The 19,484-nt window shown below is 60.5% G+C and carries 16 protein-coding genes; 4 read left to right on the top strand and 12 right to left on the bottom strand.

Annotated elements, in window-relative coordinates; translation table 11 throughout:
- Window positions 1-3,096, bottom strand: a complete 3,096-nt coding sequence (locus DW123_RS05785) for a PD-(D/E)XK nuclease family protein (protein ID WP_117763164.1) — start codon at window positions 3,094-3,096, stop codon at window positions 1-3.
- A 184-nt stretch (window positions 3,097-3,280) separates the two neighbouring features.
- The gene (locus DW123_RS05780; RefSeq protein ID WP_022094855.1) at window positions 3,281-3,580 is read right to left on the bottom strand and encodes a YerC/YecD family TrpR-related protein; all 300 of its coding nucleotides are present in this window, start codon (window positions 3,578-3,580) and stop codon (window positions 3,281-3,283) included.
- Window positions 3,581-3,904: 324 nt separating this feature from the next.
- Between DW123_RS05780 and DW123_RS05775 the strand changes: the two genes are divergently transcribed.
- On the top strand, window positions 3,905-4,270 hold the full coding sequence (locus tag DW123_RS05775; protein ID WP_117734439.1) for a phage holin family protein: 366 nt from the start codon (window positions 3,905-3,907) through the stop codon (window positions 4,268-4,270).
- A gap of 138 nt (window positions 4,271-4,408) precedes the next feature.
- Here the strand turns inward: DW123_RS05775 and DW123_RS05770 are convergent, their stop codons facing one another.
- Entirely contained in the window at window positions 4,409-4,837 is a 429-nt protein-coding gene (locus DW123_RS05770) for an Rrf2 family transcriptional regulator (RefSeq protein ID WP_089572175.1), read from the bottom strand.
- A 252-nt stretch (window positions 4,838-5,089) separates the two neighbouring features.
- On the opposite strand from DW123_RS05770, the gene cysK reads away from it, so the two are divergent.
- Both cysK and mnmA read left to right on the top strand, forming a co-directional pair.
- Window positions 5,090-6,028, top strand: coding sequence for a cysteine synthase A (gene cysK, locus DW123_RS05765; RefSeq protein ID WP_117734438.1), 939 nt, complete (start codon window positions 5,090-5,092; stop codon window positions 6,026-6,028).
- A 58-nt stretch (window positions 6,029-6,086) separates the two neighbouring features.
- The gene (mnmA, locus tag DW123_RS05760) at window positions 6,087-7,310 is read left to right on the top strand and encodes a tRNA 2-thiouridine(34) synthase MnmA (protein ID WP_255413507.1); all 1,224 of its coding nucleotides are present in this window, start codon (window positions 6,087-6,089) and stop codon (window positions 7,308-7,310) included.
- A gap of 8 nt (window positions 7,311-7,318) precedes the next feature.
- Here the strand turns inward: mnmA and DW123_RS05755 are convergent, their stop codons facing one another.
- The 4 genes from DW123_RS05755 to DW123_RS05740 form a co-directional block, all read right to left on the bottom strand.
- Window positions 7,319-8,692, bottom strand: coding sequence for a DNA-binding protein (locus DW123_RS05755; RefSeq protein WP_117763166.1), 1,374 nt, complete (start codon window positions 8,690-8,692; stop codon window positions 7,319-7,321).
- 138 nt (window positions 8,693-8,830) lie between these two features.
- Window positions 8,831-9,850 (bottom strand): M42 family metallopeptidase, encoded by a 1,020-nt coding sequence (locus tag DW123_RS05750; RefSeq protein ID WP_118273219.1) that lies wholly within the window; start codon window positions 9,848-9,850, stop codon window positions 8,831-8,833.
- A 335-nt stretch (window positions 9,851-10,185) separates the two neighbouring features.
- Window positions 10,186-11,352, bottom strand: coding sequence for a lactaldehyde reductase (fucO, locus tag DW123_RS05745; RefSeq protein ID WP_118273179.1), 1,167 nt, complete (start codon window positions 11,350-11,352; stop codon window positions 10,186-10,188).
- 164 nt (window positions 11,353-11,516) lie between these two features.
- Window positions 11,517-12,233 carry a YoaK family protein gene (locus DW123_RS05740; RefSeq protein ID WP_117734433.1) on the bottom strand — a complete coding sequence of 239 codons (717 nt, stop codon included), beginning with the start codon at window positions 12,231-12,233 and terminating at the stop codon, window positions 11,517-11,519.
- 268 nt (window positions 12,234-12,501) lie between these two features.
- Between DW123_RS05740 and DW123_RS05735 the strand changes: the two genes are divergently transcribed.
- Window positions 12,502-14,649 carry a YgiQ family radical SAM protein gene (locus tag DW123_RS05735; RefSeq protein WP_233540139.1) on the top strand — a complete coding sequence of 716 codons (2,148 nt, stop codon included), beginning with the start codon at window positions 12,502-12,504 and terminating at the stop codon, window positions 14,647-14,649.
- Here DW123_RS05735 and DW123_RS05730 read toward each other — a convergent pair.
- From DW123_RS05730 to DW123_RS05715, 5 genes are all read right to left on the bottom strand, one after another.
- Window positions 14,646-15,557, bottom strand: coding sequence for a CPBP family intramembrane glutamic endopeptidase (locus tag DW123_RS05730; protein ID WP_147351594.1), 912 nt, complete (start codon window positions 15,555-15,557; stop codon window positions 14,646-14,648). The genes DW123_RS05735 and DW123_RS05730 overlap by 4 nt on opposite strands.
- 88 nt (window positions 15,558-15,645) lie before the next feature.
- The gene (locus DW123_RS05725) at window positions 15,646-15,849 is read right to left on the bottom strand and encodes a hypothetical protein (protein WP_117734431.1); all 204 of its coding nucleotides are present in this window, start codon (window positions 15,847-15,849) and stop codon (window positions 15,646-15,648) included.
- 215 nt (window positions 15,850-16,064) lie between these two features.
- On the bottom strand, window positions 16,065-16,223 hold the full coding sequence (locus DW123_RS09590; RefSeq protein ID WP_158570717.1) for an ABC transporter ATP-binding protein: 159 nt from the start codon (window positions 16,221-16,223) through the stop codon (window positions 16,065-16,067).
- Window positions 16,224-16,393: 170 nt separating this feature from the next.
- Window positions 16,394-17,776 (bottom strand): 6-phospho-alpha-glucosidase, encoded by a 1,383-nt coding sequence (locus DW123_RS05720; RefSeq protein ID WP_117743030.1) that lies wholly within the window; start codon window positions 17,774-17,776, stop codon window positions 16,394-16,396.
- Window positions 17,777-17,779: 3 nt separating this feature from the next.
- Complete coding sequence (locus DW123_RS05715) at window positions 17,780-19,396, bottom strand: PTS transporter subunit EIIC (RefSeq protein WP_117743031.1); 1,617 nt, start codon at window positions 19,394-19,396, stop codon at window positions 17,780-17,782.
- Window positions 19,397-19,484: the final 88 nt, after the last annotated feature.

The following is a 19,484-nucleotide window of genomic DNA, read 5'->3' as shown; positions in this document are numbered from 1 at the left end:
CTACACGTCCCTCCTTACAAACGTTCCTTCGTGGTTATACGAGCAGCGCGCATGCGCGGCCTGAGCCGACGTCGGGTCGACGGCGGCAACGTTGCCTGCCTCGAGCTCCCGCAGGCGCTCGGCGATGCCGGCCTCCACGCGATCGAGCAGGGCGTCGAAGTCCATGCTGCCACCCTCGCCGGGGAAACCTTTCTTGAGGCCTGGGATGCGACCGTCGCCGCGCTCTTCCTCGAGCAGCTCGGCGCTCGCGGCGCCGCGCAACGCCGGCTTGCCGCCCTTGGTCGAAAAGTAGAGCGCCGCGCGGGTGTCCAAATCCAGCGCCCGGCGCATGGCCTGCGCATAGATAAGCGTCTGGGTATGGGGCGGTAGCCACCGTGGGTCGTCGATGGCGGCCTCGCCCGATTCCTCGTCGCGCACCGTAGGGTCGGCGAGCTTAAACTCCTCAACGCCCGTGCGATGCTTGTAGTCGATCACCACGGCACGATTCTCGGCGTCCACGTCCACGCGGTCGATGCGCCCGCCAAGCGGCCAGCCGGCATACTCGACTTTGAGCTCGTTAAAGGCGAACTCCAGGTAACGCGGGGCAAAGGGGGCGAGCGCCTCGGACTCGTAGGCAAGCACTCCCTCCAGCTGCGGCAGAATCTCGGCCACCTGGCGCTCCTCCACCGGAGAGAGCGGCACGAGCGGGCCCTCGTTGCCACGCTTGGAGGCATGCTCGGCCAAGGTCTCGTCAAAGACCTCGTGTAGCAGCTCCTGTGCACGCGGCAGATTCATGGGCGTCACGCGCTCCATGCCCTCTTGGGGCAGACGGGCGTGCAGGCGCTCCAGAACATCGTGGACAAAGTTGCCCTTCTCCATGTTGCCAAAGCCCGCGTCGATGGACTGGGGCTTCACGCGATACGACACGAACCAACACAGCGGGCACGTCGAGTACGCCTCAATCTGCGAGGCGGACGTCAGGCGCGGCACGAGCGGCGCGTCCTCGCCCTCGCCATCGCGGCGGCACAGGACCAGGTACGGCACAGCCGCATCACTCAAATGCTGAGGAGCCTCGCACGCAACACGCTTGCACTCGATACCCTCGCCGGCCGCCGGATCAAAATCGGCGACGATACCGCCCTCGCCCACGCACGCAACCTTGGCGGCACCAGCGGCCTCGGCATACGCCCGCAGCTCGGTCCATACGGCTGCCGGGTAGCACTCGCGTGCCTGGCGATCGTGCGTCACGCGGGCGAGCGCGACCGGACCGCTCGCCGCCTGCATTGCACGGCAAAAGCGCACGCGCAGCAGGGCGGCGGGCTCCAAAGACACGCCGTCGCGGCGCAGCTCGGCCGTCAACGTAGCAAGCGGGCCCTCTTCGTGCGAAAGCGGGTAGCTGTCCAGGTCGACATCGGCAAACAGCACGGCATCGTAGCAGCCAGGACGCAGAACCGACGCATCGGCAAGCGAAGCAAACCGAACCTGAGCACGTGGCGCACGGTCAACCTCGTAAGTCTCGTAATCGTAGGCGGTGCTACGCTTGTCCACCTTGGTGCGAACGCCATCGAGCACGGGCACGGTCGCGGCCTGCGACACGTCGAGCGCGCGAGCATCGTTCATAAGGATGTCGATGACATGGCGCAGCAGGGCCACCTCCGCCTGGCGACGGGCTTGGCCATCCAAGCTGCCCAGCGAGCGATCGGGCAACGCCTCGGCAACGGCAAGCATGGCCTTGAGCGCCGTCACGGGCTTGTCACGCCACAGCGCCTGGAACACGTCCGAGACCACACACGGCACATTCTTAAACCAGTTTTCGTCGCTCGCCGCCTTACGCGCGCCCCTCACCTGGCCCTGAATGCTCTGCAGCAGGCTCTTAACGCCCGCGGTAGTCTTGCTGCGCGAGAGACGCATATTCTTATCGAACGTGAGCGCGCTGGCGGCATCGGCACCCGAAAGCGGACTGTAAATCCAGTCGGTAAGCTCCGGCGCGGGCCACCACTCGGTCTTAGAGGCGATGCCCTCGTCGGCGGCCTTCATGCGCTCGATCAGGCCGGCAAGCGCCGTAAGCTGCCTGCCCGCGATGGACTGGGAAAACGCCGTGAACTCAGTTGTCTCAGCAGCGATACGACGAGCCGCCAGACGAGAGGCGAGCTCACCGAACAGCTGGGGTGCCCGGGCAGAAACGACGAGCACGCGTGCGGGGTCGGCGTTCGTCGCGGCGCCGTCGGCCTCGGAACCCTGGCACGCTTTTACCAGATCATCAATTGCGTCCGCATAGACATGAGCACGGGCATGGGGGCCGGCGACCTCAATAAAGGCAGGCTGAGCGGCGGTCCCGCAAGCGGCATCAGACGCGCCGGCATCCTCGTCCAGCGGCGCGATCTCAAACAGCACACCGCGGGCATCAAATGCCGCGGCAAGCTCCTCGCGCGTCGCCGCCTGCTCGCGGACAAGCAGCACGACGACCTCTCCCCCGTTGTTTGCCACGGCGGACAGCAGCTCGAGCAAGCTATACGTAAATGACGTGACGCCGCGCACGCAAACGGCACGGGCGCACCCCGGCAGGTTATCGGCCAGGGCACCGGCCATAATGTCAGCCGCCTCGCAGGGCTCGATCATATTTCGACGGTCCAAACCACCCGCGTAGGCACGCAAAAGCTCGAAAACGCGGGCCTCGGCGTCGCTTTTGGGCTCGGGCTGAGCGGCGGCATCGCGGCAGCGTTCGTCGCCCGCCCCCGCCACGCCCGGCAACACATCGCGGGCCATACGCGCAAGCATGCGCACCGTGCCCTGGCTGCGCGAGAGCGGCTGCAGAGCAGCGTCATCGCGGCGGTCGATCATGTCCGAGAACAGCATCTGGCACTGAAGGTTATCCACAAAGCTACGGCCATCGCCCATAAGCTCCCACAGCGAACGGAGCCACGACGAAGGGGTCTTGTAATCGATACCCAGTGAAACCCCAGCTTCCGCCGCATCATGACGGCACAGATCGAGCTCGGCAAACGTAGGCACCAGCAAAACGGCACGCCCGTGGCGGGCAACCAGGTCGGCGAGCAGCGCCGCCTCGGCATCGCTCAAATCCGCGCCGGCGTTGGTGGTATAGATTCGAACAGGCATGGTCCTCCACTCAAACCGTTCGCAATAATCAATGTATCCATCCTACCCGCCCAAGCGGACACATTGCCACCGCAGCTCCATCTTTTGGTACGAAGCAACCTGACCCCAACGCACCAGCCGATTGCGGGCATATAAAAACCGCCCCCGAAGGGACGGTTCTGCGCAATTCGTTTTTGTCGCTAGCCTACTCGCCATCCTCCAGCTTGATGAGGATCTTGCGGTAGCCGCCGTACTCGCCGTTGAGTGCCTTGGACACGCGGCTCACTGTGGTGGACGAAGCGCCGGTGCGGGCCTGGACCTCGACATAGGGCTCGCCCTCGTCCAGATAGCGCGCCACCTGCAAACGCTGAGAAAGATCGCAAATCTCACGCGGCGTGCAGATATCGGTCAAAAACGCTTGGATATCTTTCTCGTCGTCCAAAAGGCTAAATGCGTGGACTAGCTGCTTGACATCAGGCTTGTCAAACATGTTCTCGATATTCATCGATTACCGCCAAACCCGCCAAAAGGCATCGAAGTTGATACTAACATCGGGCATCGTTCGCCCGTTCTATGCAATAGGGCAACGCCTGTGGCTTTTGCCCGTAGCAGTTTAGCACACCACCAAACTAAAGCGACAAGACTCTCTGTCAGCGGCACGTTTTTTAGGTCGAACGCCGTTTTGAAACCGAATGCGCACGCAAGCTCCACGAATATTTGAGACAATGGGCGCCCAAACACCGCGGCGCACCCGCGCAACCATCCAGGTCGCCGCCGCAAGCCGCTTCACGCGACGCCAGCAACCCCGGCGCAAGAAAGGATTCACGCCATGCGCTTTATGCTTAACTGGCTCTTCACCTCGATCGCTATCGCGATCGCCACGTTCCTCGTCCCCGGCATCCAACCCTTCGGCTTTGCCGAGGCCTGGGTCTGTTTCGCCTTCGTAGGACTGTTCCTCAATATCGTCGATTCGCTCGTCAAACCGTTCCTGACGGTCATCTCGCTGCCGCTCACCATCATTACGCTGGGCATTTTCCAGCTTGTCGTCAACAGCCTTATGCTCGAGCTCGCCAGCTACCTATCGGTGAATCTGCTGGGCGCGGGCATCTCCATCGCCAGCTTTGGATCGGCGTTTATGGGCAGCATCTTGGTATCCATCATGCGCAGCATTCTCGACAGCATCGCCAAGAACTAGAGCGAACCGATACGGATCGCCACAACACGCCAAAATGAAGGCCGCCCATCGAAACGATGGACGGCCTTCTTCTTTATCGAGCCTCAGAGGGTAAAGAAATCTACCATTTCTACCCCGTCCCCAAATGGAAGGTGTGGGTTAGATGACGTAGTCGTAGCCTTCGTTGGGAGCGACAAGTTGATCGAGTGTCACACCGTCGAGGTAGTCGTTGATGAGCTTGTCCAGGTTCTTCCACACGTCGAGCGTGGGGCACTCATCAGATCGCGAGCAGCCTTTGCAGTCACCATCCAGGCAGGCGACCGGCGCCAGACTACCCTCGGTCAGGCGCAGAATCTCGCCCACCGTGTACTGCTCGGGAGGGCGCGTGAGCACGTAGCCGCCGCCCTTGCCGCGCATGCCCGAGAGCATATTGGCGCGTACGAGTGTGGCAAGAATGTTCTCCAGATATTTCTCCGAAATCCCCTGTCGCGCCGCAATCTCTTTGAGCGGGATGCGGCCGGCCGCCTGGTGCTCTGCCAGGTCGACCATAACGCGCAGGGCATACCTGCCCTTTGTGGAAACCAACATATATATTGCTGCCTTTCGGTCATTTAATCCGTAGAAATTCTAGCCGAAAAATTGGCTTTGAAAATACCCATCCCGTCAAGATGGTTAATCGACTCGCAATAATTCATAAATTCCTATTGCATTACTAGGCTTTGCTGTCTACTATGCTTCCCAACAGCTAAACGAACAACCTATTGGGTTTGTAGGTTTTGCTGTTACATACACCGTAAAACCACACGGTATCCAGTCATTTGAACACTTTGGAGGTTCACCATGAGCAAGGTTTACACGTCCATCGATCAGCTTATCGGCCACACCCCGCTTTTGGAGCTTACCCACTTTGAGGCCGACGAGGACCTCAAGGCCCGCGTGCTCGTCAAGCTCGAGTACTTCAACCCCGCCGGCTCCGTCAAAGACCGTGTCGCCAAAAACATGATTGACGAGGCCGAGAAGGCCGGCAAGCTCGTGCGCGGCGGCGACTACACCATCATCGAGCCCACGAGCGGCAACACCGGCGTCGGCATCGCCTCCGTGGCGGCGGCTCGCGGCTACAAGGTGATTATCACCATGCCCGAGACCATGTCCGTCGAGCGCCGCAAGCTTATGCAGGCATATGGCGCAAAGCTTGTGCTCACCGACGGCTCCAAGGGCATGAAGGGCGCCATCGCCAAAGCCGAGGAGCTGCAGAAGGAGACCCCCAACAGCATTATCGCCGGCCAGTTTGTGAACCCCGCCAACCCTGCCATCCACAAGGCCACGACCGGCCCCGAGATCTGGGACGACACCGACGGCAAGATCGACATCTTCGTCGCCGGCGTTGGCACCGGCGGCACCGTGACCGGCGTAGGCGAGTTCCTCAAGGAGCAGAACCCCGAGATTAAGATCGTCGCCGTCGAGCCCGCCACTTCCCCGGTGCTCTCTAAGGGCCAGGCAGGCCCGCACAAGATCCAGGGCATCGGCGCCGGCTTTGTGCCCGACGTCCTCGACACCCAGGTCTACGACGAAATCATCCCCGTCGAGAACGACGACGCCTTTGCCACCGGCCGCGCCGTGGGCCACAAGGAGGGCGTGCTCGTGGGCATTTCGTCCGGCGCCGCCGTGTGGGCCGCGCTGCAGCTGGCCAAGCGCCCCGAGAACGAAGGCAAGACCATCGTGGCGCTGCTTGCCGACACCGGTGAGCGCTACCTGTCCACGGCGCTCTTCCAGGGCTAGAGCTTCTCGTTCTTAGAACGAGTCCAAGGCACGCCGGTCTCCCCTCTCTTCTGGCGGCCTGAGCTCATCCCAACAGGGTGTCCCACGAGACGTCCGAACTTGCTACAATGTCTGCGGCGCGGAACCAGCCTCCCGCGCCGCTTTTCTTTTTTGGCCACATGCCACCAAGGAGAACCTCCCCATGCACAATAAGCGCGTGCTCGTCGCCATGAGCGGCGGCGTCGATTCCAGCGTGACTGCGTATCTGCTCAAAAGTCAGGGTTACGAATGCGTCGGTGCCACCATGCGCCTCACCTGCCCCGCACCCGATCCTGTCACGGGCGTGAGTAAAGTCGACCGCGACATCGCTGACGCGAAGGCCGTCGCCGAGCGCCTGGGGATACCCCACCATGTGCTCGACCTGCAGCAGACCTTCGACCGCAACGTGATCGAGCGCTTCGTGACCGCCTACCAGGAGGGGCTGACGCCCAACCCGTGCATCATCTGCAACCGCCATATTAAGTTTGGCGCGTTGCTGGATGCGGCGCTGGATATGGGCTGCGACTACATCGCCACAGGCCACTATGCCAAAACGAGCCAGGCGCCTGACGGCACCTGGCAGCTGCATCGCGGCGAGGACCCCAAAAAGGATCAGAGCTACTTTTTATATTCGCTCACGCAAGAACGCCTGGCACGCACCATCTTTCCGCTGGCAGGGCTGGACAAGGAGCGCGACGTACGCCGCATTGCCGCCGAGCAGGGCTTCATCAACGCCAAGAAGGCCGAGAGCGAGGACATCTGCTTTATCCCGGACGGCGACTACGCGGGCTATATCGAGCGCCGCTGCGGACATGCCGCTGCACCGGGCGACATTGTGTGGCGCGACGGCAGCGTGGTCGGACGCCATAACGGCGCGCTGCGCTACACCATCGGCCAGCGCAAAGGCCTGGGTGTCGCGATGGCGCATCCGGTGTATGTAACGGGCGTCGACGCCGCCAGCAACACCGTGCATCTGGGCGAAGCCGAGGACCTAACCGCCTCGGCGCTAACTGCCGATGAGTGGATCTGGAGCGCCCCTGCCGACCGCATGGAGGCAGAGCTCAATGCCGGCGGCATTCGTGTAGGTGCCAAGTACCGCTACCGTCAGAAAGACCAGGCAGCGACACTTACGCGCGACGAAGGCGGGCAAATGCTGCTAACTTTTGACGAGCCACAGCGAGCCATCGCCCCCGGCCAGGCCGTTGTAGTCTATCGCGGCGACATCGTCCTGGGCGGTGGTACCGTAACCGGCGCACTTAAGTAGCCGCTGGTTTATCGCCGCACGTGTCGAAGTGCCTCAACAGCGGCACCAACCTCGATTACGCGACGCTCGAGGCCGCGGCGGATGGCCTCGAGTCGACCCTCCGCCGTGGCCCATTTGCTCTGCGAAAGAATCTCGATTGCCTCATCAACAAATCCGTTGAGCCGCGATGAATCGAACCAATCGAGCGAGTCCGCAAGCGCCAGCTGGACGAAAGGGTCGGGCCCAAACGGCTTAGCGGAAAACCCAAACTCCCCAGATGAGAGCACGGCAGTTGGCACGTTATACCACAGACAGTTGCCGCTATCGAACAGCGGTGCAGGTTTTATCTCCAGGGTGTCGACATTGCGGATGATGCCGAAGTTTCGCCAATGGCGATCGCTGTTGGCCAAAAGGGCATCGCAAATGATCATCTGCGACATAGACCTTCTCACGGCAGCCTCGTCTGCTCCATGCTTACCAAGGAAGCGGCAGTACCGGTCGTACGTCGAGTTTCCTCGCTGACCGCCAAGAGCGTTCTTAACGTAAACAGCCGGAACATATTCCTCGCGGCCGTCAAGAAAGTCGTCGCACAAACACACAGGGCCATCGAACATCCGCTCAACCGCATAGGGAACAAACTCACCCTCTGACAGCAAGCGACGATGTAGAGCCGTTGCAACCGCCTCGTTAAAGGGACGTTGATCGTCCATGCCGCACCCCTTGACCAGGACGCGAACACCGTTGCGAATCATCCACGATTTAGGAAGCTCGCCCTCGGATGTGTTGTCGGGATTTTTAAGACCGATGCCTTCCAGCCAACCCGAACGCCCCTCGGGCGCCGATCGCTCAAATTCGTTCTCAAAGTAATTGATGTTTCGCCATTCGAGCCCGTCGCAATCGGTCGGCCGCAGCCAATAGCAATCCGAAAGCGAGAGGCCCAGGCACTGAACCGGCACCTCAGTGCCGTTGACGATCCCTAACTCTCGGTAGCGCAAGATAAGCCCGGGGCGAACATCGGGTACCGACCGATGCCCCCACCACGCGTTGAGCTCCCGCTTATTCACCGTTGGAGAAGAGCTCGAGCATGTGCCAAACGGCATTCGTTGCGCATCGAGGACCTCGGCGATTTCGAAGGGAAACTCGCGCGTCGGATCAAATGAGACATGCGCGACCTCATGGTCGGCCGACATCAGCGTAAACTTGCGTCCCACATCGGCTGCAGGACGGCGCCCTCGTTTGCGGACCTTTTGATAGGCGATCGCAGAATTGTACTCGATCATCTTCCGGCCGCCCACAATATCGCACGCGAGCGTTCCCGATGCGGCAAGTTGAGATATGCGGGCTTTCGTAACGCCCAACAGGCGGGCAGCATCACCCATAGACAAGTACTCAGACGTATCCATACACCGCATCACCTCGTTAAGTAATTTACACGTTTAGTTAATAGATTACAGACATCATAATACTAAACGACCCAAAGCGAAAAAAGGCCCGAGAAATCGGGCCTTAGCGATTGGTCAGCCGAGTCGCAAGCTGCTCCCTTAGCGCTGAACGTAGGCGCGAACGAGCTCGTAGGTATTGCGCACGCCGTCGATGTGGCTGCGCTCGTAGTTGTGGCTCGCGTACACGCCGGGACCGATCAGGCCGTGGCGGATGTCGTAACCAGCCGAAAGCGTAGCCTCGACGTCGGAGCCGTAGTGCGGGTACACGTCGATGGCGTAATCGAGCTCCAGCTCGCGCGCGATATTGGACAGCGTGGTAACCAGATCGTAGTTGTAGGGGCCACCCGAATCCTTGGCGCAAATCGAAACCATGCGCTCGGTGCAGCCCAGGTCGTCGCCCACGCAGCCCATGTCCACGCTGATCATCTCGCGCGTGTCAGCCGGCACAAAGGCACCGCCGTGGCCGACCTCCTCGTACACCGTAAAGAGCAGCGAAACCTTGCGCGAAAGGGTCACCTCGCCGTCAGCAACGGCGCGGGCCAGACCCAGCAGAATCGACGCGGATAGCTTGTCATCTAGGAAGCGGCTCTTGATGTAGCCACTCTCCGTCACCGTCGTGCGAGGATCCATAGCGATGATGTCACCGGTCTGAATACCCAGCTCGAGCACGTCGTCTTTGCTGTCGACATTCTCGTCGAGCAAGATCTCCATGTTCTTCTCGACGGTCTTGACCGGTTCATCGGCCACATGCGCCGAAGGCTCGGTGTTAAGAACCACACCCGTGTAGACGTTGCCATCACGCGTATAAACGGTGCAGTTCTCGCCATCGGCCGTAGACCACTGATGCCCGCCGAGCGTCGTGGGACGCAGGCGACCATTGTCCTTAATGGAGCGCACCATGGCGCCCAGGGTGTCGACATGGCTGGCCAACACCAGCGGCTCACCCTCGCCGCCAAGCTCAACCAGCACGTTGCCCTTATTGGAACGCTCAGGGCCAAAGCCCATATCGCGCAACGTTTCCATTAGATAATCAGTCGCCGCACGGGTATAGCCCGTAGGCGAAGCAATCGAGGTAAGCGCCTTCAACTGGTCAGTAATATAGGAGAGCGTAGAATCCATCTTGGACACCAAAGTCACCCTTTCACATCGAATTAAACCCACAGCAACAATACCACCGCGAACCATCTTTTTACCTAGCGAGACGACCCATCGAGCTCCCCAGAACTGCGCCCGCCACGATAAGCAGACATAAGGCGCCATCCAACAATGCGCCCCTCACATCCCGCCTTTCCGGCACCCCGGCATCTGAGAAAAGAACGCAGGCGGCCCCGGGTTTCCCTCCGGGCGCATTCCGCAGGACGCAAAAGGCCCCGCCGCGCAACGCGCGCAGCGGGACCTTTTGCATGTCCGAGGACGCGCCCGGAGGGAAACCCGGGGCCGCTGACGGGAGTGATTTACTCAGCCGGGCAGATCTTCTTGAAGAGCTCGATGACGTCGTCGAGCGTCGCCTCGCGCGGGTTGCCCGGGAAGCAGGCGTCGGCCATAGCGTCCTTGGCCAGGACCTCGATCTCGTCGGCCTTCATGGCCTCGCAGACGTGTGGGATGTTCACGTCGGCAGAGAGCTGCTTGACGGCGGCGATGGCAGCGTCAGCGGCCTCGTCGGTGCTCATGCCCGTGGTGTCAACGCCCATGGCAACGGCAACCTTGGCCAGGCGCTCGGCGCAAACCGGCTTGTTGAACTCCATGGCGATCGGCAGCAGCATGGCGCAAGCAACGCCGTGCGGGGTGTCGTAGTGAGCGGACAGGGTGTGAGCCATGGCGTGGTCGATGCCCAGGCCAACATTGGAGAAGCCCATGCCGGCGACATACTGGCCAAGGGCCATGCCCTCGCGGCCGGAGCCGGGCTGACCGGACTTGGCCTCAGCGACAGAGTCGCGCAGGTTCTCGCTAATCAGCTTAATAGCCTCAAAGTGGAACATGTCGGAGAGCTCCCAAGCGCCCTTGGTGGTGTAGCCCTCGATGGCGTGGGTCAGAGCGTCCATGCCGGTAGAGGCGGTCAGGCCGGCGGGCATGGAAGCCATCATGTCGGGGTCGACGACGGCGACCTCGGGGGCATCGTTGGTGTCGACGCACACGAACTTGCGGACCTTCTCGGGGTCGGTGATGACGTAGTTGATGGTCACCTCAGCAGCGGTACCGGCGGTCGTCGGCACGGCGATGGTGAACACGGCATGGTTCTTGGTGGGAGCAACGCCCTCGAGGCTGCGGACATCAGCGAACTCGGGGTTGTTGATGATGATGCCGATAGCCTTGGCGGTGTCCATGGAGGAGCCACCACCAATGGTCACGATAGCGTCAGCCTCGGCGGCCTTAAAGGCCTCGACGCCGTCCTTGACGTTCTGGATAGTGGGGTTGGGCTTGATCTCGGAGTAAAGGCTCCAAGTGATGCCGGCGGCGTCGAGCTCGTCGGTCACCTTGGCGGTAACGCCAAACTTGACCAGGTCGGGGTCGGAGCAGACGAAGATCTTCTTGTAGCCGCGACGCTGGAGCTCACCGGGGATCTCCTTGATGGCGCCGGAACCATGATAAGAAATGGTGTTGAGAACGAAACGATTAGCCATTGATAGCCTCCCATCGTGTACGGGGCACCCATTACGCCCCGCGCTGCAAGTTCCATCCTAACGCTTTTGAAACAAAAAATGCATGAGAACATCAAAAGTGTTAAAGCGTTTCAACAGGAAATGAAAAAACTGCGGCAAAGGGACAACCCCTCTGCCGCATTCGGTTACTTTCGACAGCCCTCTTTCCAAGCCTCGGCCGCAACCTTCCAGCGAAAACGCAAGTCGCGTTCGCGATCGATAAACATGATGGCAAACGCGATAAACAGCAGCACGCTCGCCACCGCAATGGCATGCAGACCCATGCGCTCAATGCACCAATTGCCCAGCACGGCGCCAAACACAAAGGTAAAGATCACACCAAAGTACAGCAGGCCGTTTTCCAAAAAGCCGCGCTTGTGGGTAATGATGTAATCGTCCACGTTTTGCAAGGCATTACGGAGGTTGCCGATACACATGGTCGTGGCGATGCCGTGTCCATGAATCTTGCGGAAGCTCTCGACCTGCATGCCGCAGGCAAACGAGGTAAGGCAGTTGGCGAGCAGGTTGAAATCGCCACCGGGAATAAAACTCACGCCCAGCAAGATGACGGCTTCAAAGAACACCGTCACCTGGCGCCAGTGAATCACGCTGCCAAAACGCTCGTGTACCAGGTCAGCAAGCATAATGCCCACAGCAAACGAAACCACAGGGAAGAAGTAACGCCCCGCAAGTGCCCAATTGCCCTCCGAGATACTCACGCCCACCAGCAGGATATTGCCTGTCTGCGCGTTGGCGAAAACATGGTCGCGCCCAATGTACGAATACACATCCATAAAGCCACCGGCGAGCGCCAAGATGATGCCCAGCTCGATGGACTCCGATATCTGTTTGGCACGCTGCATCGTCGTACATCCTCCTTGTTGACGACCCTCTCGTGCGTTGGCGGAGACATTGCCGCCGTTCATACTGTAACCCATTGACAACATGGCGTGCGCGCGAGACGACCCCTTCGACACGGGGATACACAGTCTGGAAACAAACGGCGGGAGAGGCGCCGACACCCGCATCGACGCGCCGATCCGCCAGCCCATGTACTCCACCAGTCTTTTTAGCCCCGTTCCAAAAAGACTGGTTACAATTACGTGCAGCATACAAACACCGGGAGGGATCGTGGCAAAAAAGCCCCAGGACGCTCAGCACAACCAGCACGGCAAGCATGCCCAGCGCGGCCAGCAGCAAAAACGCAGCGGTAAGGCGCAGGTCACGGCCGCCCCTGCCACCCGGGCCACGCATACCCCAGCAGTGCCCTCACGCCCCTGGCGTCCGGGCCGCGACAAGTTCCTCCCCGTCAGTCGCGCCGACATGGATGCACGCGGCTGGGACCAGTGCGACTTTGTCTACATCTGCGGCGACGCCTACGTGGACCACCCGAGCTTTGGCATGGCCATCATCAGCCGCGTACTCGACGCGCATGGCTACAAGGTGGGCATCATCTGCCAGCCCGACTGGACCGATCCCGCCAGCATCACCGTACTCGGCGAGCCGCGCCTGGGCTTTCTCGTCAGCGCCGGCAACATGGACTCCATGGTCAACCACTATTCGGTGACCAAGCACCGCCGCCACACCGACGCCTATACCCCCGGTGGCGAGGAGGGTCACCGCCCCAACCGTGCCGTTACGGTCTACGGCAACCTCATCCGCCAGACGTTCAAGGACGCCCCCATCATCATCGGCGGCATCGAGGCGAGTCTGCGCCGCCTGGCCCACTACGACTACTGGCAGGACAAGCTCAAGCGCTCGGTACTGCTCGACTCGGGCGCCGACATCCTCATCTACGGCATGGGCGAGCACGCGATCGTCGAGATCGCCGACGCGCTCGACGCGGGACTGCCCGTCGACCAGATTACCTATATCAATGGCACCGTCTACCGCACCAGCTCGCTCGACGAGGTCTACGACTACGACCTGCTGCCCAGCTGGGACGACCTTACCGCCGACAAGCTCAACTACGCGCGCAGCTTTAACGTGCAGCAGCAGAATATGGACCCCATCACCGGACATCGCCTGGTAGAGCCCTACCCCAACAGCGTCTATGTGGTGCAGAACCCGCCTTCGGCGACGCTCGCCACTGACGAGATGGACGAGGTGGCAGAGCTCCCCTACGCACGCGATTGGCATCCCGACTACGACGCGGCAGGCGGCGTGCCTGCCTTTTCGGAGATCAAGTTTTCCATCAGCTCTAACCGCGGCTGCTTTGGCGAGTGCTCGTTTTGCGCGCTCACCTTCCACCAGGGCCGCGTACTGCAGATGCGCAGCCACGATTCGATCATGCGCGAGGCCGAGCTGCTCACGCGCGACCCCGAGTTTAAGGGCTACATCAACGACGTGGGCGGACCGACGGCCAACTTTAGCCGTCCTGCCTGCGACAAACAGCTCAAGCACGGCGTGTGCAAGAACAAGCGCTGTCTGTGGCCGAGCGTATGCAAGAACATGGTGGTCGATGAGAGCGGCTACACGCAGCTGCTGCGCGACCTGCGCCAGCTGCCAGGCGTCAAGAAGGTCTTTGTGAGGAGCGGCATTCGCTTCGATTACACCATGGCCGATGCCTCGGACGAGTTTTTGCGCGAGCTGCTGGAACATCACGTCTCGGGTCAGCTACGCGTAGCGCCCGAGCACGTGAGCGATGCGGTGCTGTCCGTGATGGGCAAGCCGAGCCGAGCCGTCTACGACGCGTTCTGCCGCAAATTTGAGCGCTTGAACCGCGAATACGGACTCAAGCAGTACGTGGTGCCGTACCTGATCTCGAGCCACCCCGGCTCGACCATGAAGGAAGCGGTGGAGCTTGCCGAGGCCGTGCGCGACATGGGCTACATGCCCGAGCAGGTGCAGGACTTCTACCCCACCCCGTCCACGATGAGCACTTGCATGTACTACACCGGCGTTGACCCGCGCACCATGGAGCCAATCTATGTGGCGCGTGACCCGCACGAGAAGGCTATGCAGCGCGCGCTCATCCAATATCGCAAACCCGAGAACTACAAGCTCGTGCGCGAGGCACTGGAGAAAGCCGGGCGTCGTGACCTGATCGGCTACACCAAGCATTGTCTGATTCGTCCCGTGCCGCCGCGCCCGGGCGAGACGTCTGCTGGCGGCGGGCATGGCACCGGCAAGAAGGGCGGCAGGGCCCACGGTGGTGCCGGCAAGGGCCCCAAGGGCAGCAAGGGGCACGGCGGCATGTCGCGTGCGCAGAACACCGCCGGCCGCAACCGTGCGGCCCAGGGACGACAGGGCGCCAACGGAGGCGGGCGTCGCAACTAGGGCAGCGGCGCGCTCACTGCGTCCATCCCACACGCGTGGCGCAGTGAGCGCATTGCCTCAACGAGGATGACGCCAGCGATAGCGACCGTAATTGCCACATCGAACGGCGTGTTCACAAACCAGAGCAACGTCATGAGATACGACCCGGCGTTAAAGGCAAAGTGCAACAGGATCGTGTAACGGAGCTTTCCGGTGGTCACGAGCACCCAGCCAAAGACCAGACCGGCAGCGCCCGCGTAGCAACCCTGCACCCAATTCATGTGCATAAAACCGAAGATTGCCGCCTGCAGCACAATCGCCGCGGCAATACCCCACGTACTTGGGGCCGCCCAGGACACCATAGCGCCGTCCTGCGCACCCGCACGACGCCGGCGCTTCCAAAGTGGGCGGCACTGCGGGTTAAACGCTCGGAGCGAAAACTCAAAAATGATGCCGCGCACCAGCAGCTCTTCACAAAATGGGGCGCCGAGCACCGTAGTCAGGACGGCGAGATAGCTGGTGTCGCCCATGCCTGTTTCCTCGACAAGCTCGCTGTAGTCGGCCGCGGCCTCGGGCAACAGCAACAGCACGGCGTCGGTCACGTAGCCAACGACCACCTGCAGGGCAAGGCCGATCACGATAACGCAGGCGATGCGCCTCCATGCTTTGCCTGCTCCCCCGCCAAGCGGGCGCTCGCCCTGCCAGCGCGCCATAAACGAGCGCGGCCACAGATAACGCCACCACAGCAGCGCCATCAAAAACGACGCCGTCTGCGCGGCAGCCTGAAGCAATTGAATATCGAGGTCGTCAATCGAAAAGCCCATGAACACCGATGCGACGCCCAGGGCGGAAAACAAAACCACGCTCAGGGCGATATCTGCCGCGACAACGCCAAAACAGGCAAGCGCCCAAATCATCGCATTGAGCATGCCAACCTCCTCAAAACCCGGCACTTAGGGACGTTCCTTAACTGCCGGCAGAAAAGGAACGTCCCCAAGTGCCGGCAGTTTGGGACAGTCATTGTTGATGAGAATCGGGCGCAGTGCCAAAAGCCCCGTTGGGCGAGATGTCGAACGGGAAGGTGCCGCAGCGATTGAACGCAGCGATAAACATGCGAATGGCGTTGGACGGCGTGGTGCCCACGAGCTGGGTTGCCGCCGCGAAGGCCGCCTTTTCCTCGGGCAAGACCTTCGCGACAACCGGGGTCATGTGTTCTGCCATGGCGCTTCCTTTTTGAAACGACGGTAGTGCGGATAGATGCGGGCCACGCGGCTGGGCGACGGGCTGTGAAGGCAACCCGATTGGCCCGCATCCGGAGTTTGTTTCTGCGGCGTTGGTATTACTTGGTATTCCAAAGTATTACCCCGCAGATAGAATACCATACCCGACCCCATGGGGACGGAGGAAAACGGATCCTTTTGTTGCTGAGTAAGTATTTAGAGCGTGATGATATCCGAGATATTGAGGGCCTGAGCGTCGACGGCATCGTGCGTGGCAAGCAACAGGATGCGACCGTCGAGCAAGTCGAGCACGACCTCGGCGCATGCGTCGCGCACAGCGGTATCTAGACCGGTAAAGGGCTCGTCCAGAATCACCGCGTCGCCTGGGCACAGCAGGGCTCGGGCAATCTCGATGCAACGGCGCTGCCCACCCCCATATCAACCCTTTGCGCAAAACGGCAATGCCCCGTCCGCGCAAACACGCGAACAGGGCATTGATCAAGTTTTACGGTCAGCGGCTCTTTTGTGCCAGAGACCTTCTGTCTTTAGCGAAGCTCGGGCCAGTAACCCTTGTTGGCCTCGATCATGTCGTCGAGAACCTCCTTGGCGACCTTCATCGAAGGCACGGTCTTGTTGAGCGTAAAGGCCTTGAGCGCCTTCTCGTACGAACCCTCGATCGTAGCCTCGACGATGAGCTTCTCGGAGTTCAGCTGCTGCATCATAAGACCCTGCTGGAACAGCGGGATGTTGTCGCGGCTGATGACCTCGGGGCCGTTCTTGCCAATGTAGGCAGGCAGCTCGACCATGGCGTCGTAGGGCATGTTGGGGATAGCGCCCTTGTTCTCGCAAATGACCAGGAAGCGCTGCTTGGTATCGTTCTTCAGAGCGATGGCCAGATCGGCAATCCAGTCGCCGTGGCTGCCCGCATAGAACGTGCTCTCGTCGATCTCGCCCGTCTTCTCGTAATGGTCGATGCCATCAAAGAGGTTCTTCTCGCGCGTCTCCTCGACCTCGTTTGCACGGGTGCGCTCGGGGTTGGAATGCTCGACGAACTCCTTCTGCTGCAGGTAGTAGTTCAGATACGTGTTGGGCAGGTACTCCGGGAAGCACTCCATGATCTCGTACTCGCCCTTCCAGACGTAGTACCAGCTGCCCTTGGTGTGGCGGTTCTGCTCGGGATGCTCGTCGGTGGCCTCCTCGGGCTTCTTGGACATCAGCGAGCTCATGCCCTTGAGGTAAGAATCGGGCAGCAGAATCTCGTGCTCCTTGATGTACTCGCGCAGCTGCGGGAGCACCTCCTCGCCCTTGTGGCGGATCGAGGTGAACCAGCCAAAGTGGTTGAGGCCAAAGTAGTCGTACTCGACGTCCTTCTTGTCGATATCGAGCGCGGCGCAAACCACGTCGATGATCGCAATCGGCATGTCGCAGATGTTGATGATGCGAGCGTTGGGGCGCAGGACGCGGCAGCCCTCGGAGACGATGGCGGCAGGGTTGGAGTAGTTGAGAATCCAGTAGTCCTTCTTGGCGTACTTCTCAACGTCGTCAATCAGCTCGACCATGGGGAAGATGGTACGCATGCCGTAGGCAAGGCCGCCGCAGCCGCAGGTCTCCTGACCCACGCAGCCGTGACGCAGCGGAATCTTCTCGTCCTGCTCGCGCATGGCATAGCCGCCCACGCGCATCTGGGCAAACACGAAGCTCGCGTCGGTAAAGGCAGTCTCCTTGTCGGTGGTCACCGTGAGCTTGATGTCCAGGCCAAGGTCCTCGTGCAAAATCCAGTCCACGAGCACGCCAATCTTGCGCTGGCGCTCCTCGTTGATGTCGTACAGACGAATCTCGTCAACGTCGAGCTCGTCCTTGCGCAGAGCGATGGACTTGACGATGCCGGGGGTAAAGGTGGATCCGCCACCACACAGAGTAATGATCATTGTTTACTGCTCCTTCTCAATTGCGTTTTCGACCTTGTCGCGCATCTCGGCGACCTTCATGCCAAAGATGATCTGGATATTATTGCCGTTGCGGTTGATGCCGCTGTTGGGCACGTGGTTGATGAGGTTCTCATCGATGAGGTCCGGGTTCTTAACGTTCACGCGGAGACGCGTAAAGCAGTTCTCGAGCTCCTCGATGTTGTCCTTGCCGCCAAGACCTGCGACCAGATCGGCAATGCCCGCATCGACGCCCTCTGCGGGAGCCGCGGCAACAGCGCCCTGCTTCACCGCGACAGACGCGGCGGCCTCGCCCTCGGCGACGGACTCGGCGAGCTCGGACTCCTCCTCGCGACCAGGCGTGTGGAGGTTGAGCTTCTTAATAAGGAAGGTGAAGAGGAAGAAGTACAGAGCGGCGTTGAGAACTCCAAGCACCAGCATGACCGGCCAGTTGGTCTTATCAACACCAAGGACCAGGTTGGAAACAACGATGTTGATGATGCCGCCTGCAGTCGAAGCGGGCACGGAGAGAACCTTAAGAAGAACCAGGAAGACGCCGGAAAGAATCGAGTGGACGACAAAGAGCACAGGGGCAGCAAAGACAAAGAGGAAGTCCATGGGCTCGGTCACGCAGGAAAGCACGGCGGTGATGATCAGCGGGATGATGACAGCCTTGGTCTTGTCCTTGTTCTGCTTGTAGGCGGTGAAGATAAAGGCTAGACCGATGCCGATGTAGGGCCACAGGTTGTTGAAGGCGTAGCTGTTGAAATACGTGCTATCGGAGAAGGGCTGGCCCGTCATTGCCATCTCGGCGACACGGATGGGATAGGCGCCGGCGATAACCTGATCGCCCAGCGTAAGGGTGCCACCCACATCGGAGAACTGGAACGGGGTGTAGATGAGGTGGTGCAGACCGGTGGGAACGAGCAACTTGTTGAGCATGCCGTAGATAAACAGACCGATGTTGCCCGACTCCTTAATGATGCCGGCAACGGAGGAGATGGCACCCTGAACCGGAGGCCAAACGATGCAGAAGCCAGCGCCCATGATCCAGGAAATGATGATCATGATCAGGAACGGAAAGCGAACGCCCGAGAACATCGAAAGGGCAACGGGGAACTGCTTGTTCGAGTACTTGTTGAACACGGCACCGGTGATGCAACCAAGAATGATGCCGCCAAACACGCCGGTATCGAGGACCTGAATGCCCATAACGGTGCTCTGGCCGGTTCCGGTAAGGCCGAGCATGCCGCTCGCTTCGGCAAGAGAACCGGTGGCGTTGAGCACGATGTTATTGGCCTGAAGGAACAGGAAGAACGACATCAGGGCGATCAGCGAAGCATGGCCCTTGTTCTTCTTTGCCATGGCGCCGGCGATGCCCACGCAGAACAGAATCGAGAGGTTGTTGATGATAAACATCAGCGACTGATAGACAACCGCGCCCGCAAGCTGGAACGGGCCGGAGCCCAGCACGGGGACCACGGCACAGATGGTCTTGTTGGTCAGAATGATGCCCACGATGAGCAGGATGCCGGCAACCGAGAGATACATCATCGGCTGGACAATCGACTTCGCGAACACCTCCAACGGCGCCTTGAGGTTTACTTTCTTTTTTGCGGTCATAGCGATACTCCCCTTTCTTTTCCGCAAATTAAGACAGGTATGCCCTGGACAAGACCATGAGCCTTGTCTTATATCAATCGATGTGCGG

The organism is Collinsella sp. AM10-26 (assembly GCF_003472525.1).
GTDB lineage: Bacteria > Actinomycetota > Coriobacteriia > Coriobacteriales > Coriobacteriaceae > Collinsella.
This window is presented reverse-complemented; position numbering and strand designations above follow the sequence as displayed.

Excerpts from the sequence above, each read along its gene's own strand:
- DW123_RS05755 (WP_117763166.1), bottom strand. The coding sequence starts at position 8,692 with ATGGATACGTCTGAGTACTTGTCTATGGGTGATGCTGCCCGCCTGTTG.
- DW123_RS05785 (WP_117763164.1), bottom strand. The coding sequence starts at position 3,096 with ATGCCTGTTCGAATCTATACCACCAACGCCGGCGCGGATTTGAGCGAT.
- DW123_RS05725 (WP_117734431.1), bottom strand. The coding sequence starts at position 15,849 with ATGGCAGAACACATGACCCCGGTTGTCGCGAAGGTCTTGCCCGAGGAA.
- fucO (WP_118273179.1), bottom strand. The coding sequence starts at position 11,352 with ATGGCTAATCGTTTCGTTCTCAACACCATTTCTTATCATGGTTCCGGC.
- cysK (WP_117734438.1), top strand. The coding sequence starts at position 5,090 with ATGAGCAAGGTTTACACGTCCATCGATCAGCTTATCGGCCACACCCCG.
- DW123_RS05780 (WP_022094855.1), bottom strand. The coding sequence starts at position 3,580 with ATGAATATCGAGAACATGTTTGACAAGCCTGATGTCAAGCAGCTAGTC.
- DW123_RS05720 (WP_117743030.1), bottom strand. The coding sequence starts at position 17,776 with ATGATCATTACTCTGTGTGGTGGCGGATCCACCTTTACCCCCGGCATC.
- DW123_RS05740 (WP_117734433.1), bottom strand. The coding sequence starts at position 12,233 with ATGCAGCGTGCCAAACAGATATCGGAGTCCATCGAGCTGGGCATCATC.
- DW123_RS05775 (WP_117734439.1), top strand. The coding sequence starts at position 3,905 with ATGCGCTTTATGCTTAACTGGCTCTTCACCTCGATCGCTATCGCGATC.
- DW123_RS05715 (WP_117743031.1), bottom strand. The coding sequence starts at position 19,396 with ATGACCGCAAAAAAGAAAGTAAACCTCAAGGCGCCGTTGGAGGTGTTC.
- DW123_RS05750 (WP_118273219.1), bottom strand. The coding sequence starts at position 9,850 with ATGGATTCTACGCTCTCCTATATTACTGACCAGTTGAAGGCGCTTACC.
- DW123_RS05730 (WP_147351594.1), bottom strand. The coding sequence starts at position 15,557 with ATGCTCAATGCGATGATTTGGGCGCTTGCCTGTTTTGGCGTTGTCGCG.
- DW123_RS05770 (WP_089572175.1), bottom strand. The coding sequence starts at position 4,837 with ATGTTGGTTTCCACAAAGGGCAGGTATGCCCTGCGCGTTATGGTCGAC.